We start from the raw sequence: 17,740 nt of genomic DNA, 5'->3' as shown, positions 1-17,740 counted from the left end.
TGTCGAAAGAATGATTAGAATTGGACAATACAACACATTAGAGGTCGTCAAGTTAGTAGATTTTGGCGTATTCCTTGATGGTGGTGATGACTTTGGCAATATTCTACTGCCTAAAGCGTCTGTTCCTGCTGGCACTGAGCTGGGGGATAAGCTGGAAGTCTTTGTTTATTTCGACTCTGAAGACGAGATCATCGCGACGACCAAGCAGCCATATGCTGTTGTGGGTGATTTTGCCCTGCTACGTGTTGTTGGCATTTGTGGCGTAGGTGCTTTTGTCGATTGGGGCCTAGAGAAAGATCTATTGGTTCCATTCAGTGAGCAGCGCCGTCGCCTTGAAGAAGGCCAAGACATCATGGTACGTATCTACACCGATAAGGCATCGGGCCGTATTGTAGGTTCAACCAAATTCAATCGCTTCTTGGATAAAACGCCAGCTGACTACAAAGTGGGTCAAGAAGTTCAGGTTCAGATCGCTGAAACTAGCGAACTGGGCTACAAAGCAGTGATCGAAGATAAGCACTGGGGCCTGCTATTCAAAACTGAATCATTTGGCAAATTGTTCCCAGGTAAAAAGCTGAAGGCTTACATTAAAGAAATTCGCCCAGACGGTAAGATCAACCTGTCACTACAAAAAGCAGGCAAGGCGAAAGTTGAAGACTTGGCCGATAAAATTCTGACAACGCTTGAGCGTAAAGGCGGTTTTGTGCCATTGAGTGACAAGTCGTCACCTGATGCGATTTTCAAAGAATTCCGTACCAGCAAAGCGACCTTCAAAAAAACCATTGGCGGCCTTTATAAGAAAGGTCTGATTATTATCGATAAAGATGGAATTCGCTTGAACGATAATTAACCAGTAAATGGTTATAAGTTTGTCTAAAAAGCCGGTGATTATCACCGGCTTTTTTGTGATCGGTAGCATATCAACCAAGTGAGTATGAGTGTATGTTAAAAGCGGTTTAACCCTTTTATTACAACCATCACAAGGATAGATTATGCAAGGAAGTAAGCTAACAGTGATCGCCGCAGCTGTCACTATGCTAACGGCAAGCCCGACCTGGGCTGCAGAGGTTCCCGCCAATGTGACGTTAGCCAAAGTGCAGGAGTTAGTGCGTGGTAATGGCGATGAAGTTCCGACGTTAGACCCTTCTTATTCTTCAGATACCTCAAGTTCCCGTGTTATTGCTGATATGTTCGAAGGGCTAGTCACACAAAGCCCTGACGGGAAAATCATCCCTGCGTTAGCAACACAATGGGAACAGTCGGAGGACGGTAAGATATTTACCTTCCACTTGCGTGACGACATTAAGTGGTCAAACGGTGAGCCGATTGTTGCAAGTGACTTTGAATACAGCTTCAAGCGGGTCGTCGATCCTAAAACCGGTGCGCCATACGCGTGGTACTACAGCACTGCTCATATTCTCAATGCAGATAAAATCAACGAAGGCAAACTCCCACTTGATGAGCTTGGTGTAAAAGCACTGGATGACAAAACATTGCAAGTTACCCTTGATAAGCCGGTGCCGTATTTCGTTAAAATGATGGTCCATGAGTCGACATTCCCTGTGTATCGGCCAGCCATCGAAGCGCATGGTGATGCATGGACCAAACCGGAGAATATTGTCACTAGCAGCGCCTATAAGTTGGCAAACTGGACGCTGAACGAGCGAATCGTATTAGAGCGTAATCCACACTATTGGAACAACGAGAAAACAGTCATTAATCAAGTGACGTATTTACCGATTGCCGATTTGACCTCGGAATATAACCGCTTTAGAACTGGTGAAATTCATATCACCTCGTCATTCCCGTTAGAGCAATACAATGCCATTAAAAAACAACGTCCTGATGAACTTCTGACTATGCCTTCGCTCGGGACCTACTATTACCTGTTTAATGTCAGTAAAGCACCTTTTGATGATCCTAGGGTTCGAAAAGCGCTAGCCTATGCCATTGACCGTGACGTTGTCACCAAGGTCATCCTCGGCCAAGGGCAGCTACCCGCATACGGGGTAACGCCTCCTTCAGTCGATGGCTTCGTTTCGCCGAAACTGTCATGGGCTAAGTTAAGTCAGAAAGAGCGAACCCAAAAGGCCAAAGAGCTGCTTGCTGAAGCAGGTTTTGATAAGTCCAACCCATTATCGTTTGAACTGGTGTATAACACCTCTGAGTCACATAAAAAACTGGCGATTGTAATGTCGTCGATGTGGAGCAAGGCGTTGGGAGCAAAAGTTAATCTAGCTAACCAGGAATGGAAGACGTTTTTACAAAAACTGGGACAGAAAGATTTTACCGTCGCCCGTTACGCTTGGATCGGGGATTATAATGAAGCATCGACTTTCCTATCATACTTTGAAAGTGCTGGGATGAACTACTCACGTTGGTCAAGTGATGCCTATGACGAGGCAATGGCGAAGGCTATCCTATCGCCAAGTAATGATGAGCGTAATAAGTATTACCAGCAGGCAGAGCAGGTGTTCGCGGAAGAGATGCCTGCCATCCCGCTATATCACTACACACGCTCTGTGCTTAAGAGCACCAAGGTTGGCGGTTATTCCGCGACTAATGCAGCAGAAGCTCGTTATACCCGTGACCTGTATATGACTCAGTAGTTTTATTGTTGAAGGATGAAGCCGGAATATGTTCCGGCTTTTTATTTGGGCATTTGATTTAGCAACTCTCTGGCATCGTGTATCCCCTGGATGCCCATTTGCATACCAATCACTGTTAAGATCAATCCCATCAGCCTAGTGACAATGCTTATTCCATTTTCGCCGAGCAAGCTCACCAGTTTTTGACCATAAATAAAACAAACCAAGCTAATAAGGCACAATAAAGCAAATGCTGAAATAGTGACCGCTATGCTAAGAAAACCACCGGCAGCCGAGTAGTTCATTGCGGTTGCGATAGTTCCTGGACCTGCCAATATTGGCAGGGCAAGCGGGGAGATAGCGACATCTTGACCTTCACTCGCTTGGTGCTTCCCTCCCGTATCATTGGCTTGATGACTATGCATGGAAGAGCTGCTGCCCTGAAGCATATGATAGCCGACCAAGAATACTAAGATGCCACCGGAAATACGGAGTGCAGGCAGAGTGATCCCAAAGACATGGAAAATACCTTTACCGAGTAAACTGAAAGTCGCCACAATGCAAAATGCGGTGAACAGGGCTTTGAAGGCTGTGGCTTTCTGTTGCTGGTGGGTTTGATTACTGGTTAAGCCGATAAATACAGCGGTGTTAGCGATAGGGTTCATGATGGCGAAGAACCCCATAAATACCGTTATGCTAACAGTCAGAAAATCATGCATCGGAGAATCCCTAAAGCCTAAGTTTAACTGTTTGTTTTAATGAAGCTTAGTTGCTATTACTGCTGGGAAAAAAATTGTTGCGATAAATGATAGGAATTTATCATTTTAGAGATAAAGCCAGTGATCTCTCACTGGCTTGGTACCGGGGACGACTTACGATTTAATATCAACGTTTTTCAGAATAAAGCTGGACTCGTACACCGGAAGATTACTTTCGGCAGGTTTGTCGTTCATACCCACTACTTCAACCATTACGGTTGTTTCTGAAATCGTGCTGCCGATTCCATACAGGAAGTCATTGCTGGAATATCCGATGCCTGATGAGCTGCCGGTTTGATCTCGGAAGTTCTGCTCGCCACGCAAGGCAAAATAAGGGAAGCCCGCACCTTGGGCAAGCTCTGCCGCTTTGTGGAGTAGGTAATTTCTGGCTAAAGTGCGATCGGTGTTTTCATTGCCGATAAAACTAATTTGCCACGTATCCTGTGCAAGGGGAGTGACTTCAAAGCCTTTTCCGAATGACCAAAAAGAGTCACGGTCGGTATCATACGGGGTAGCACAGCCCGCAAGAAGTAATGCGCTTAAACCACACGCGATCAGACCAAATTTTTTCATTATATACGCCTATAAAACACTGTTCATTATTGTGTCTGATAGTAGCATTAATTTGGTGGTATTCATTGGTGTGATGTGTGATTCGTACAAATCCATACATTTGGCGAATGTCGGGGGTTGAAATAGATTGCTTCACATCAATGCATTACGTCTATGTCATTAAGTGGCTTTCCGCTTGATTGGGAGCCACTCGATAGACTTTATCGTAATGCATGGTCATTTCATGAGTTGATGTGATGTATTTCCACGGAAGTAGAAGTGAGCGGTATTTTAGTTTCGAACCCTGATAGAGTTTGTTGGTGTCGTAAGGTAGCAGGGAAGTGTTAATGCGAAATTTAAAAAGGTATGGATTACTGTTTCTGACTTTTATCATAATTGGCTGCGCCCAAACTGATAAAACAGGCGAGCAGACTCCATCTGAAGTCGAGGCGTTTTTGGTCGCAAACTACGAGCAGGCATCGATGGTAGTGATTGACCGTATTGGGGAGGTCGAGCGTAGAAACAAGCAAGTCATTATTACTCTAAAAGGGGATAACAGCTTTGCTTACAATAGTTCTAATGTAAAAACAGAGGGGCGCGTTATTCTTGAGCAGCTTTCTCATGCATTGAATAGTTTGCCTGAATCAAAGGTGTTTATCGCAGGTCATACTGACAGCATTGGGTCTGACGAGTATAACCGGAAACTGTCGGCGCAGCGTGCCAATGCGGTTGTCGCTATTTTGCTCGATAATGGTGTTGATAAATCGAGATTAGGTATGTTTGGGTTTGGTAAAGACTTCCCGATTGCGGATAATGCGACAGAAGACGGTAGACAGATAAACCGTCGAATTGAGCTCAGAGTCACGCCAAAGTTTGATGAGCTTGTGAACTAATGAAAAAATGAAAAAAGGAAGCATCGCTTCCTTTTTGTCTATGGATTAACTACAAATTGGGCAACTAGGCTGCTTGCCCAATTTCATTTCCCGCCAGCTCATCGTCATCGCATCAAGCATGAGTATCTTACCGGTCAGAGGTTGGCCCATCTTGGCGGCTACTTTAATTGCTTCCATGGCTTGAACGGCACCCACAATGCCGACAACCGGTGACATGATCCCTGCTTCTACGCAGGTCAGCGCCTGCTGGCCAAACAGGGCACTCAGGCACTGGTAGCAAGGTTCATTGTCTTGGTAGGTATAGACGCTGACTTGACCTTCCATACGAATGGCCGCACCCGAGATCAACGGTGTTTTGGTATCAAAACACAATCGGTTAAGCTGGTTTCGGGTATCAACGTTATCGCAGCAATCGAGCACGATATCATGTTGCTCGATCAGCGCTTTTAACGATGCGTCATCAAGGCGTTTGGCAACGGTTTCGATTGTGGTGTTAGGGTTGATGGTTTGCAGTGCTTGGCGTGCTGACTCGACCTTGAGCATGCCGACAGTGCTGTCGTTGTGCAATACTTGGCGCTGAAGATTGGAAACTTCCACTTTGTCGTCATCAATTAAGGTCATTTTGCCAACACCGGCTGCGGCAAGGTATTGGGTTGAAGCACAGCCCAGCCCACCAGCCCCTAGCACCAGCATTGAGGCGGCTTTTAGTGCCTCCTGACCATCAAAGTCAAATTGCTTGAGAATAATTTGTCGATTGTAGCGCAGCATTTCTGCGTCGGTAAGTTCTACCACGTTGTGTTCCTGTCGTGTCACTGCGTATGAGTACATGGCTACAGCTGTTTTAGTACATCGTTTGGTTGAATAGCTCGATGGTGACATCTTCACCTGGCATCACACGGCCACGCTCTTGCTCAAGTACCACAAAGCAATTGGCTTGGTGCATTGAGCTGAAAGCGCCTGAACCTTGGTTGCCAGTTGTCGCGACTTCAATTTGACCTTCACCGTTGAGCTGGTAGATACCGCGTTGATAGTCGGCACGGCCAGGTCGCTTTTTAAACACCGTCGTTGCTTTGGCCTTCAAGCGCTGAGGTGGCTGGTATTGGCTATGACCCGCAAGTTTGGCCAGCATAGGTTGAACTAATTGGTAAAGCGTTACCATGGCGGATACAGGGTTTCCCGGCAACCCGCAGAACCAAGTGTTTTTAATTGTACCAAAAGCAAATGGCTTACCCGGTTTCATGGCTATTTTCCAAAAACCGATTTCACCTTGTTCGTCGAGGATATCTTTGGTGTAGTCTGCCTCACCTACGCTTACACCGCCTGAGGTCACAAGTACATCGGCTGTTGTTGCCTTGTCAAAAGCTTCGCGAAGTTTTTCAGGGCTGTCAGGAATAATGCCAAGATCCATCACGTCGCAGCCAAATTTTTCTAGTAGTGCACGGATACCGTAGCGGTTGCTGTCGTAGATCTGGCCGGCTTCCAATGGCTCGCCAACAGGGCGAAGCTCATCACCTGTCGAGAAAAACGCAACGACTGGGCGACGATATACGGGTAGGGTCGCAATACCAAGAGAGGCAAGCAGAGGCATTTCACGCGCCGTGATGCGGTTACCTTTTGCCACGACCACATCACCTTGGTGAACATCGTCACCAACAGGGCGAACGTTCTCGCCGTGAGACACCTTGTTAGTGAAACGGATATTGTCGCCATCAACTTCGGTTTCTTCCTGCATGATAACGGTGTCTGCGCCATCAGGCATTTGGGCTCCGGTCATAATACGAATGCATTGGCCTGGCTGACATTCGCCGTCATATGGGATACCGGCAAAAGACTTACCTGCCATGTGCAGGGTGTCTGTGTTGTCCAAGTCTGCAATACGCAGGGCATATCCATCCATTGCTGAGTTAGCAAATGGCGGTACGTTAATTGGTGAGCAAATATCTTCTGCAAGTACCAGTCCCATGCCTTCTGACAGGGAAATCGTCGTTGCAGTTTCAAGAGGTTTAACTTGATCAAGAATCTTGGTCAGTGCGGTGTCGACTGGCATTAAGCCTGGAGTGTCACAACATCCCATAATAAGTATCCGTCTATCGTCGTTATATGTTTTAGTGGGGTAATTATGACAAAAAAAGGTCACTAGCACTAATACCTGAGTAGTTTCGTCGTGTAATTCATAGTGTATTTTTTCCGGTTTAAGGGTATCCTTCCGTTTCAAAGTTTGCTGGCACTCGTATTTGGGCACGTTTTATACACATAAGTATCTAAAATTACTTGATGTTTGCCTTAAGCCCAGCCGGTTGGAGGAAAAGAATGACTGCATTTAGCGAATCTGCATTGATGGTGCGCCAAGCACTGGTTGAGCGTGGCTTAGAAACCCCTATGACGGATAGGGTGGTTAGCCGTGAAGAGAAGAAAGAAAAAATCGAGTATCACATGCGTGAAATCCTCGAGCTTCTTTCATTAGATTTAACCGACGATAGCTTGGTTGAAACACCGCATCGAATTGCAAAGATGTATGTTGATGAACTGTTCTCTGGTCTAGATTACGCCAATTTCCCGAAAATCACCGTCATTGAAAACAAGATGAAGTGTGATGAAATGGTGCGAGTCAAAGACATCACTTTGACCAGCACTTGTGAGCACCACTTGGTAACTATCGATGGGACCGCCACTGTTGCTTATATCCCTCGTGGCAAAATCATCGGGTTGTCTAAGATCAACCGCATTGTCCGTTTCTTTGCCCAGCGGCCACAGGTTCAGGAGCGCATGACGCAACAAATTTTGGTTGCTTTGCAGACCCTGCTTGAAAGTGATGATGTTGCCGTTACCATGGATGCAACGCACTACTGTGTGAAAGCGCGTGGTGTCATGGACGCAACCAGTGTGACGACCACCACGGCGCTCGGTGGTATTTTTAAGCGCAATCCAGCAACCCGCGCTGAATTTCTGCACGGCCTTCGATAATTCTTTATTTGACGCCAATCCAGAATAATTTATTATGAAACAAGCCAGTAGGTCATCTACTGGCTTTTTTGTTGCTATTGGATACCAAAAGGCTTATGGATCTTATCAAACTGTCCCGAATCAGTATGAAGCATTTAATTACGCTACATGTCATGCTGGATACACTCAGTGTTACCGCGAGTGCTGAAAGGTTATGCCTAAGCCCATCCTCTGTTAGCAAAACCTTAACCCAATTACGGGAAAGCTTGAACGATGAGTTGTTCTATCGTCACGGCAATCAGCTTGTAGCCACACCGCTTGCCCGTCGTCTGGGGCCAACAGTACACCAAATGATCAATGAGATGAACCAGATGCTGACGCAAGAGGCATTTGATCCTGCGTCTTATCAAGGACGCTTTTCATTGGCGATGCGGGAAAGTACGTTCGAGCTGTTGGCGGCTAAGCTGAGCGCTAGGGTACTAGAGCAATCGCCGGGTATGCGACTGGAGATTTGGTCGCGCGATAATAAAGGGTTTGATAGCCTTGCCAAAGGTCAATTGGATTTTATCATTTTGCCCCATGATAAGAGCCAACCGCCGAGTACTCAGAATAATCTGATCTGGGAAACCTTGCTGGATGACGAGATGGTGTGCTTGATGAATCCCAATCATCCGCTAGCCGATAAACGTCTTACTATCGACAATTACCTAAGCTATGGTCATATTGGTATTACCGATAACGACTTGAATGTTCCGTTTTTCGAAATGCAGCTCGCTCAGCAGCACCAGAAGCGCAAAATAGCCGTCAATGTGCCTGATTTTGGTGGGGCCGCCTTGATGTGCCATCACAGTGATTTATTGTTTACCTGCTCTCGCCAGTGGGCAAATGTCGCCTTGCAGGCAAAAGAGCTGATCACTAAACCGTTGCCATTTAACTATGGCGAGGTCTCTTACAGCCTTGTCTGGCACCAGCCGAGCATGAACGATCCTGCTCAGCGTTGGCTTTACGAACAAATTATCTCTGTGGCAGCAGAATCTTAGTGACTAGTACTTGGATAATGGGTTTAAAATACGGGGCTGCTGGTGAAAACGCGTGGCTTATGTCTCTTCGCTAGTCTTTGTTTGTTTGCGATATTGAGTTGGGCTAGCGCCGCACCACTTGCCAAAGGCATGACGAAAATTAGCACTATCAGAGAAACCGATGCGTTCGGCAATTTCATCAAGGCTCAGCTGGGTTGTCTTTAAATAGTCTTTGGCTAAGTTACAGCGAACTTGATCCAATAGAATTTGGTAGCTGGTGCCGAGCTTTGTTAAGTGACGACGAAGTGTACGTGATGACATCGAGAAGTGTTCGGCTACCTGCTCGATACTCGGGTAGCGGCCTGAACTCTCAACAAACAGCAGTGAGACTTTATCGGCCAAGGTGGTAGGCTGATTCAGTTTAGAGAGCATGTCGTCACAGGACTGCAAACACATCTTCAAGGTTAATGGGTTGGTTGTGGGTAATGGGCGCGTTAGCCAGTCAGAATCAAAATGCCACTCCAGTTTATTGCTACCGAAGATAACAGGGCACTGAAATATTTCTTGATACAGGTGACTGTAGCTCGGCTCGGGAAAAGGAAAGTAGAGTTTTTGAGCGGGAAACGATGTTTGAGTGACCTCTTCACATAATGCTTTTATGGCACTAAACCAGTACTCGGCGCAGAAGCGAAGTAAATTCTCATCGAGCTCCAACAACTTTTCGCCACTGAATCCACCGACATCGTTATCGACCCACATTTTTTTCCGTAATACGGGGCCTGCAAGGCGAAGGTATTTAAAGCCAATAAGCAGTGCCTCACCCAATGTCGCACTACTGAATACCGCATAGCCAAGTACCCCGAAGTCACTAAAGCGGGCCTGACTGCCGACCAGGAGGCCCAAGCCTGGTTGAGAGGATAAATTCATGGCATTGGCAAATACCACTAACTTATCTCGATAACGAATATGGGTGCTGGGAGAGGTTAAATCGTCAGGCGTTAGATTGCTGTCAGAAAGCAGGGTTTCAACAGCAATACCTTCCTTTTCCAGCATCTTAGCCAGCAGTTGGATATCTAATATACCGTAAGTGTAATCGTTGGCACTCGGGGCGTAATCAGCAATATATTCCATATTTAGATTCGATATTGACCATAAGTAACAGATTACCATAAACAATTATCGGATTTATGGGGTTGTCCGAAATTCACCTATAATTGTCTGCTTGCGACCTGTGCCCGGTGTAAATGAAATGATGTAATGTGACGGTGTTACATTAGGATGAATTTTACTATGAACGAATTGTGTACTGCCGTACATCATGAAGAAGAGCATGCTAGCTCAAACCAAGTTGATGATTTAAAAAATAAATTCATAGTATTGCAACGAGCTTTTAGTCGAGAGCCATACCCAAGTATTGCACTCAGGAAAGAGCATCTAAAAGCATTGAAATCACAGCTTAGTCGTTATCAGCAGTTGCTCGCGGAGGCAATGAGCGATGATTTTGGCCACCGTTCGCACACGGAATCTGTTTTGGCTGATGTGCTTGCGCCAATTTTAGATATTAACCATGTACTAAGTCATCTCCAGCGGTGGGTAAAACCCAAACGCCGGCCAACAGAGTGGCTATTTAAAGGCAATAAACTTCAATTACGTTACCAACCTAAGGGGGTTGTTGGCATTATTTGTCCGTGGAACTTCCCTTTATACTTGTCGCTAGGACCGATGATTACGGCGCTGGCTGCGGGCAATCGTTGTATGATCAAAATGCCTCCTAATTGCCCGAAAACAACAAGTGTACTCAAGCGCATGCTGGCAGAGATTTACAGCGAAGATTGGGTGTGCATCATTGAGGGTGAGCACCCTCAAGCCATGGAAATTTCACACCTTCCTTTTGACCACTTGGTTTTCACCGGGTCCCCGGCAAGTGGTAAACATATTATGGCTAATGCGTCGGCTAATCTGACGCCGGTCACGCTTGAATTGGGTGGCAAGTCACCCGCTGTGGTGTTTGATGATTACGATATCGAGAAAGCCGCAGAACGTATTGCCCATGGCAAAGGGCTTAACTCGGGACAAATATGTATCGCACCTGATTATGCGATGGTGCCAAAGGAAAAAATCGATAGCTTTGTCGCGGCGTTACAAGCCGCGAACCGGAAAATGTATCCTAGTTTTAGCGGTAATCGCGACGTCACTCATTTAATCGATGAGGCTCAAGAAGCGCGATTTATCGCCTTGGTCAAGGATGCCGAGGATAAAGGGGCCGTCATTACACGTTGTGATGAAAAAGGTGAAGGACGCCAGTACCCACTGCATATCGTAACGTCACTGTCGCCGGATATGAGAATTTGCCAAGAAGAAATCTTTGGTCCGTTGCTGCCTGTATATGGCTTTGACGATATCAAGGATGTTGTCGAGCATATACAGTCCAGACCAAGGCCACTCGCTTGTTATCTATTCAGCAATAATGTTGAACAGCGTGAATGGGTGCTGACAAATACTCATAGCGGTGGCGTGACTATCAATGATTGGGGCTGGCATGTTCTTAATCATTCAGTGCCATTTGGCGGAACGGGGCATTCAGGCATCGGTAACTATCACGGCGAAGAAGGCTTCCATGAACTTAGCCATGCACGTACCGTGTTAGAAATGAAGCCGTGGTTTCCTATTCAAATATTCAGTCCGCCTTACGGTACAGTGCTGCAACGATTAACGTTGCGTTTGTTCGCCGGCAAAGCCGATCCTAGTTTGAGAGAGGAAAATAATCGAGGTATATAGCGATATAAAATTATACCGCTATATAGATGTAAATAGTTATACAGAAGTACATCGCTATACCTGAATTAATGAGTATAACTATAAGAGCATCAGCGTTGTTGTGGCAGCGCTGATGCTATAGCAATACCCTTCATCGGATGTTTGAAAAACAATAATATGAGGTCGTAAATGCTGAATCTTGCTGTCAATCTAGAGCGCTGCGCAACACTGTATCCATCCAAAATTGCGGTAAGTTGTGTGGATAAACAACTTACCTACGAACAATTGAACAGGTTAGCCAATCAAGTCGCGAATGGGCTCAAAGGATTGGGGTTAGAAGCCGGTGATAAAGTGGCATTGTCATGCCCGAATTTACCGTATTTTCCCGCTATCTATTACGGAATCTTAAAGGCGGGTTGTACTGTTGTACCGCTCAATGTGTTATTTAAATCGCGGGAAGTTGCTTACCACTTGGCAGATTCAGAAGCGAAAGCCTATTTTTGTTTTGATGGTACACCTGAGATGCCGATTGGCGAGATGGGGCGTTCTGGTTTTACAGAGGTTAAAACGTGTGAGCATTTCATTCACATACCGACACCGGGGTATACCTCACCTGCGCATGACGGCGAAATACACTTCACTAGCTGGATCAATCAACAGCCTTCGGACTTTATTACACACGCCAGTACTGGCGATGATACGGCCGTTATTCTGTATACGTCAGGCACAACCGGACGGCCTAAAGGAGCTGAGCTGACGCATACCAACATGCTAACGAATGCGATGGCATCCCAATACCTCATGCGACTTTCTAAGCTCGATACTACATTGATAACCTTGCCGCTATTCCACAGTTTTGGCCAAACGGTCTTGATGAATGCGTCAGTATTGAGTGGCAGTAGCATGGTTCTAATCCCTCGTTTTGACCCCAAAATGGTGCTTGAAGCGCTTGATGCAAACCAAGTGACCGTCTTTGCCGGGGTACCGACGATGTATATAGCGCTATTGGCTGCGTCTGACCATCACCAATCGCTGATAGAGCGGGTTTCGATAAACCTAAGGATAGGGATTTCTGGTGGTGCTGCGATGCCTGTGGAGGTCCTTAAGCAATTTGAGCAGCAGTTTAATATTCCGATCCTTGAGGGATATGGGCTGTCTGAAACTGCCCCAGTTGCTACATTCAACCATGTAGATGCTGAGCGGATCCCAGGGAGTGTCGGTCAGCCACTGTGTGCAACAGCGGTGAAAATTATTGGTTTAAAAGGCGAGCAAGTGCCTGCTGGAGAGCTTGGCGAGATTTGTATCAATAGCCCGAGCGTCATGAAGGGATATTACAACCGACCGGAAGCCACAGAGGAGGTCTTGGTTGATGGTTGGTTTCATACCGGTGATATCGGCCGGCTTGATAGCAACGGTTACCTTTACATTATTGACAGAATAAAGGAAATGATTGTTCGTGGCGGGTATAACGTCTATCCGCGAGAGGTTGAAGAAATTTTAATGGAGCACGAGGCTGTTTCGATGGTTGCTGTTGTGGGTTTACCTCATGCCGTTCACGGCGAAGAAATTCATGCTTTTGTGGTATTAGACGAAAACCATGACGCAGACGAACAAACGTTGAAAGCGTGGTGTAAAGCTCAGCTGGCTGATTATAAATACCCAAGGCATGTTCATTTCAAGTCTGAACTGCCAATGAGTGCCACCGGGAAAATTTTGAAGCGTAAACTCACAGCGGAATAAGCGTAAGGAGTAGCATCATGAAGGATTATGACTATATCGTCGTTGGCGGCGGATCGGCCGGTTGTGTACTGGCCGCGCGGTTATCCGAAGATCCTGAAGTGACAGTCTGTTTACTTGAAGCTGGCGGGGCTGATAATAGTATGCTTATTCGTGCTCCCATTGGCGCAGTGGCGATGTTGCCAACAAAGCTGAATAACTGGGCCTTTGAGACCGTTCCACAACCGGGACTCAATGGCCGAAAGGGCTATCAACCCAGGGGGAAAATCTTGGGGGGCTCAAGCTCTATCAATGCCATGATGTATGCTCGAGGTCATCACGCCGATTATGATCACTGGGCAAGTCTAGGTAATGACGGATGGGGCTTTCAGGATTGTTTACCGTATTTTAAAAAGGCAGAAAATAACGAAACCCATGACGATGCGTTCCACGGTCAGGGTGGACCATTGAATGTGGCAGATTTGCAGTGTCCAAGTAGCTTGGTTAATCATTACTTAGAGGCTTGTGAATCTATTGGGATCCCCGCAAACCCTGATATAAATGGTGAAGAGCAGTTTGGCGCCATGGCAACGCAGGTGACCCAGAAAAGCGGTGAGCGATGCAGTGCTGCAAGGGCTTACCTAACCCCCAATTTACAGCGAAAGAATTTAACGGTGGTGACACAGGCAACAACCCAGCGAGTGTTGTTTGAAGGTAAGCGCGCGGTAGGGGTTGAATACCAAAAGGGTGGTCAAGCATATGTTATTCAAGCCGCCAGTGAAGTTCTTGTTAGTGCTGGGGCATTTGGCTCACCGCAGTTGTTGTTGCTCTCAGGAGTCGGAGCCGAAGAAAATATAGCCCCCTTTGGTATCCAAGCTATTCATGAATTGCCCGGGGTGGGTGAAAACTTGCAAGATCATATCGATTTGGTCCATAGCTATAAATGTGCCAGCAAGCACGACACTTTTGGTGTTTCGGCAAAAATGATGGCTGCCATGAGTAAGGCATTACCGCAGTGGTTATTGAAGCGAACAGGGAAGATAACCAGTAACTTTGCCGAAGGGATTGGTTTTTTTTACTCGGCACCGGATTTGGCCATTCCTGATCTTCAGTTCGTGTTTGTCGTTGCCATCGTTGATGATCACGCCCGTAAAATACACCTACAGCATGGATTCAGTTGCCACTTAACATTACTGAGACCGAAAAGCCGAGGCACCGTTAAACTCGAAAGTTGTAATCCATTGGCTCCTCCTCGCATTGACCCACAATTTTTCTCTCACCCAGATGATATGCCTGTGATGATCGAGGGATGGAAAAAGCAGAAGCAGATGTTGATGAGCCAGGCATTTGACGGCATTCGAGGGGAGGAGTTATACCCTGTTGATGAGAGTGATGATACCGCGATAGAGCAAGATATTCGTCATCGGGCCGACACACAATATCACCCTGTAGGGACCTGTAAAATGGGGCCTGCTACCGATCCCATGGCTGTTGTTGATAGTGACTTGAGGGTACATGGTATGGAAGGGATAAGGGTGATTGACGCATCTATAATGCCAACGCTTGTCGGTGCTAATACGAATGCCGCGACCATTATGATCGCTGAAAAAGCTGCCGACAAAATAAAAGCTGCAAGAGTTAAAGCCAGCAACTACTCAGAAGTAGACAGCTCACAAACACACTACATTGATGCAAGTTGTAAGGTGACTGAGCCTGAATAACGGCAATTTAGCTTACGAACGCCTTCGGCATATTTGCTATGTGTTACTTCATGCCAAAGTCTCCCACCTATTTGGTTGCTTTATATAACCTTAAGGTGGGAGAGGCGCGACTGGCCGAGCTAACCTAGAGGCTCGCGATATAACACACTCAGTCCACGGGTGGTGAGTTGCTCTGCAAACGCTTTGATCTGTCCACCATTGCATGGTTCCCATTTAAGAGCCTGACCGGTTACACCGTGATGCTGAAACGCATTCAGCCTAATGACCGTTCGTTCCGGCAGAGAGATCAAATAGTGGCTGATTGCATCGATCTCATGTTCGAAATCAGTGATACCTGGAATATGCAAGAGACGCACTTCTTCTAATTTATCATGGCGGCTCAGCAGCTTAATAGATTGTATCACCCGGTGATGGCTGCGTCCTGTTAGCCATAGATGAGTCTCTTCTTGCCAAGCTTTCAGGTCAATCATAGCGCCATCCAATACAGGCAGGAGCTTTTCCCACCCGGTCACGCTTAGGCTGCCGTTGCTATCAACCATGCAGGTTAAGTGCTGAAGCCCAGAGTCTGCTTTGATGGCATTAAATAGCTCAACAATGAAAGGCAGTTGCAGTGTCGCTTCACCACCACTGATGGTAATGCCAGACAAGAACAGCTGATGTTTTCGAACGAGTTGTAATATGTCTTCAACCCCCATTTGCTGGGTTTTGGGGTTGGATTGGTTAGGGCAGACTTCCAAGCAGCGATCGCACTGAGTACAGAGTTCTGCCTGCCATGTAACGTTACCTTTCTGCATCGAAAGCGCGTTGCTTGGGCAAGGCGCAACACAATCACCGCAGTCATTGCATACTCCGATAGTGTGCGGGTTATGGCAATTCTTGCATTGGTAATTGCACCCTTGCAGGAAGATGACGAGCCTGTTGCCAGGCCCGTCGACACACGAGAAGGTAAGGATCTTACTGACTGTCGCAGTAGCGCGGCGCTTGCTCATGGCTCACAACTCGTGGTTTTCGATTAAGGATACCAGTATTGGCGGCCGCTTCTGCGCCAAGTCCTGTGGTATTGGTGCGAGAGCCTTGTTCTTTGAACTTGGCAATATCTGAAAGCTTGATCATATAACCTGTTACACGTACCAAATCGTTAGAGTGCACATTGGCGGTAAATTCACGGAAGCCGATAGCTAACGCGCCCTTACAAAGCTGGTACATGGCTTCAGGGTTCGATTTGACCGTTTCATCAATGGTCAGAATATCGCTAATGCCAGACGTGTAATATTGGTGATGCTCTGCTAGGGCTTGGATGTGGCTTACCGGATCAGGTTCGGTACCATATGGAATACGAACACCTGGGGTCACATCCTCATCTAGGCTGATCCCACCTTGAGCATGGAGTAGGGCACGACCGTTATAACCATATTTCACCGGTGTTGAAGTGACAATGTCACTCAGTGTTTTCGATATACGATGGCCCAGCGCATTTGCTTCTGGCTGGTGGCCGTATTCGCCATTTTTCTCGTCTTTCTCAAGCAGGGTATTAACCGCTTCTGCCATACCATAGATGCCAAACATCGGCGCAAATCGGCTTTCGTCAATGAAGCCTTCTTGCACTAAGAAACTGCTAAAGAAGCCGGACTCTTCATGTAAATAAGCCGAACGTGCCTCGATCAACTCGAACATGGTTTGGCAGTAGCTTGGCAGGATGGTACGAAAGAACTCTTCACTAGATGATGCTTTTCGAGCCACTTCTTTAAGATTCATACGAACCAGTGTGTTAGCACCACCTGCTAATGGTAAAGAGTTGTAGCAACTGACTATGCCAAAACCACTGTTGTCATAAGCGTTGGCATGAACAGGGTAGTTGGCGATATGTGGCTTACTGCACTCACAGATGTTATGGCTGGCTTGACGCAATAGATCGTCTGGCGTGATCGCAGGATCGTACATAAAGGTTAAGTTAGGCGCGACTTGTTTGAGCTCTGCATCAACACGTAAAATAGTGCGGCAGATAATGTTGTCGGTCGGGCCAATGTTCACATGCATAAAGGCATCTGGCAGGGTGCGATCCAGCATGATCCAGAAAAGACGAAGTTTACGATAAATGGTGTCTTCGTCGAGACCGTTAGTGAAAGGCATCAAGACATCATCAAGCTGACCAAGGTAAACGGGAATATTGGTAACCGATGGTACATGGTGGTAGATAATCGACAGGTGGTTTAGCGCTTCATCGAAATCTGTCGCTGGTGGCAGTTCAAGATATTCACAACCTTGTTGTAGAAACTTGGCGTAATCCGGCAGAACGTAACGTGGTTTGAATGGCGCATTTCCTTCAAACATGTCACACAAGATATTCTCTTCAATGGCGGCGTGAACTGACTCTGATATATCGAGATAGGGTAGGCTGGCATCGGCTTCCAATGCAAGGTATTGGCTTTTTTGCTTGGGAGAAAGCGTTGGATCTTGGATGATCTGCTTGAATTTGTCTTGAATGCTCATGTTATTAACCATGTTTGAACTATGGTTATAAGATAAATCTGCGAACCGATTTCTTGAAGTGAAAAGAAGTTAATTTACGATTTCCATTTTGGAAAGAAGACCTGTCTTATCACACTTTCTCGATTTTTAAGGTCTAAAAAAATATTGTGCTTAATATGAATTGCTTAAGTGGAACTCGTCTGTTTTTACGTTAATTTTTATTGTCAAAACTTGCAGGTTTGTCAATTTTTTGACTAAAACTTGATATACAGGGATGAAGCAAAAACGAATTTGTTTGAGGTTGCGATGCTGGTAGCAGGAGCA

General features: G+C 46.4%; 15 protein-coding genes. 8 read left to right on the top strand and 7 right to left on the bottom strand.

Features of this window, described 5'->3' with window-relative positions:
• Window positions 1-10: 10 nt before the first annotated feature.
• Together C9I99_RS25255 and C9I99_RS25250 are read left to right on the top strand one after the other, a co-directional pair.
• Window positions 11-850 (top strand): CvfB family protein, encoded by an 840-nt coding sequence (locus tag C9I99_RS25255; RefSeq protein WP_107351604.1) that lies wholly within the window; start codon window positions 11-13, stop codon window positions 848-850.
• Between the two features lie 142 nt (window positions 851-992).
• A complete protein-coding gene (locus tag C9I99_RS25250) occupies window positions 993-2,609 on the top strand; it encodes a peptide ABC transporter substrate-binding protein (protein ID WP_107351600.1) in 1,617 nt (538 codons plus the stop codon).
• A 41-nt stretch (window positions 2,610-2,650) separates the two neighbouring features.
• On the opposite strand, the gene C9I99_RS25245 is transcribed toward C9I99_RS25250, so the two are convergent.
• Together C9I99_RS25245 and C9I99_RS25240 are read right to left on the bottom strand one after the other, a co-directional pair.
• Window positions 2,651-3,307 (bottom strand): MarC family protein, encoded by a 657-nt coding sequence (locus tag C9I99_RS25245; protein WP_107351599.1) that lies wholly within the window; start codon window positions 3,305-3,307, stop codon window positions 2,651-2,653.
• Window positions 3,308-3,460: 153 nt separating this feature from the next.
• On the bottom strand, window positions 3,461-3,919 hold the full coding sequence (locus tag C9I99_RS25240) for a CC0125/CC1285 family lipoprotein (protein ID WP_107351598.1): 459 nt from the start codon (window positions 3,917-3,919) through the stop codon (window positions 3,461-3,463).
• Window positions 3,920-4,245: 326 nt separating this feature from the next.
• On the opposite strand from C9I99_RS25240, the gene C9I99_RS25235 reads away from it, so the two are divergent.
• Complete coding sequence (locus C9I99_RS25235) at window positions 4,246-4,791, top strand: OmpA family protein (RefSeq protein WP_107351597.1); 546 nt, start codon at window positions 4,246-4,248, stop codon at window positions 4,789-4,791.
• A gap of 45 nt (window positions 4,792-4,836) precedes the next feature.
• On the opposite strand, the gene moeB is transcribed toward C9I99_RS25235, so the two are convergent.
• Window positions 4,837-5,583: a molybdopterin-synthase adenylyltransferase MoeB gene (gene moeB, locus C9I99_RS25230; protein WP_107351596.1), complete on the bottom strand. Its 747-nt coding sequence runs from the start codon at window positions 5,581-5,583 to the stop codon at window positions 4,837-4,839.
• A 49-nt stretch (window positions 5,584-5,632) separates the two neighbouring features.
• A complete protein-coding gene (moeA, locus tag C9I99_RS25225) occupies window positions 5,633-6,865 on the bottom strand; it encodes a molybdopterin molybdotransferase MoeA (protein ID WP_107351595.1) in 1,233 nt (410 codons plus the stop codon).
• 236 nt (window positions 6,866-7,101) lie between these two features.
• On the opposite strand from moeA, the gene folE reads away from it, so the two are divergent.
• On the top strand, window positions 7,102-7,755 hold the full coding sequence (folE, locus tag C9I99_RS25220) for a GTP cyclohydrolase I FolE (protein WP_107351594.1): 654 nt from the start codon (window positions 7,102-7,104) through the stop codon (window positions 7,753-7,755).
• 95 nt (window positions 7,756-7,850) lie between these two features.
• Entirely contained in the window at window positions 7,851-8,774 is a 924-nt protein-coding gene (locus tag C9I99_RS25215) for a LysR family transcriptional regulator (RefSeq protein ID WP_107351593.1), read from the top strand.
• 57 nt (window positions 8,775-8,831) lie between these two features.
• On the opposite strand, the gene C9I99_RS25210 is transcribed toward C9I99_RS25215, so the two are convergent.
• Window positions 8,832-9,884 carry an AraC family transcriptional regulator gene (locus tag C9I99_RS25210; RefSeq protein WP_107351592.1) on the bottom strand — a complete coding sequence of 351 codons (1,053 nt, stop codon included), beginning with the start codon at window positions 9,882-9,884 and terminating at the stop codon, window positions 8,832-8,834.
• A gap of 159 nt (window positions 9,885-10,043) precedes the next feature.
• Here C9I99_RS25210 and C9I99_RS25205 point away from each other — a divergent pair, with 159 nt between their 5' ends.
• The 3 genes from C9I99_RS25205 to C9I99_RS25195 all read left to right on the top strand — a co-directional run bounded on the left by C9I99_RS25205 (window position 10,044) and on the right by C9I99_RS25195 (window position 14,947).
• Entirely contained in the window at window positions 10,044-11,531 is a 1,488-nt protein-coding gene (locus tag C9I99_RS25205) for a coniferyl aldehyde dehydrogenase (RefSeq protein ID WP_107351591.1), read from the top strand.
• Window positions 11,532-11,699: 168 nt separating this feature from the next.
• The gene (locus C9I99_RS25200) at window positions 11,700-13,250 is read left to right on the top strand and encodes a long-chain-fatty-acid--CoA ligase (protein WP_107351590.1); all 1,551 of its coding nucleotides are present in this window, start codon (window positions 11,700-11,702) and stop codon (window positions 13,248-13,250) included.
• Between the two features lie 17 nt (window positions 13,251-13,267).
• Window positions 13,268-14,947, top strand: a complete 1,680-nt coding sequence (locus tag C9I99_RS25195; RefSeq protein WP_107351589.1) for a GMC family oxidoreductase — start codon at window positions 13,268-13,270, stop codon at window positions 14,945-14,947.
• A 119-nt stretch (window positions 14,948-15,066) separates the two neighbouring features.
• On the opposite strand, the gene C9I99_RS25190 is transcribed toward C9I99_RS25195, so the two are convergent.
• Both C9I99_RS25190 and C9I99_RS25185 read right to left on the bottom strand, forming a co-directional pair.
• Complete coding sequence (locus C9I99_RS25190) at window positions 15,067-15,936, bottom strand: YjjW family glycine radical enzyme activase (RefSeq protein ID WP_107351588.1); 870 nt, start codon at window positions 15,934-15,936, stop codon at window positions 15,067-15,069.
• Window positions 15,902-17,449: a YjjI family glycine radical enzyme gene (locus C9I99_RS25185; protein WP_107351587.1), complete on the bottom strand. Its 1,548-nt coding sequence runs from the start codon at window positions 17,447-17,449 to the stop codon at window positions 15,902-15,904. The genes C9I99_RS25190 and C9I99_RS25185 overlap by 35 nt, the downstream gene beginning before the upstream one ends.
• Between the last annotated feature and the right edge of the window lie 291 nt (window positions 17,450-17,740).

This window comes from Photobacterium lutimaris (assembly GCF_003025555.1).
Classification (GTDB): domain Bacteria; phylum Pseudomonadota; class Gammaproteobacteria; order Enterobacterales; family Vibrionaceae; genus Photobacterium; species Photobacterium lutimaris.
The sequence above is the reverse complement of the archived record's forward strand: the minus strand, read 5'-3'. Positions and strand labels throughout refer to the sequence as shown.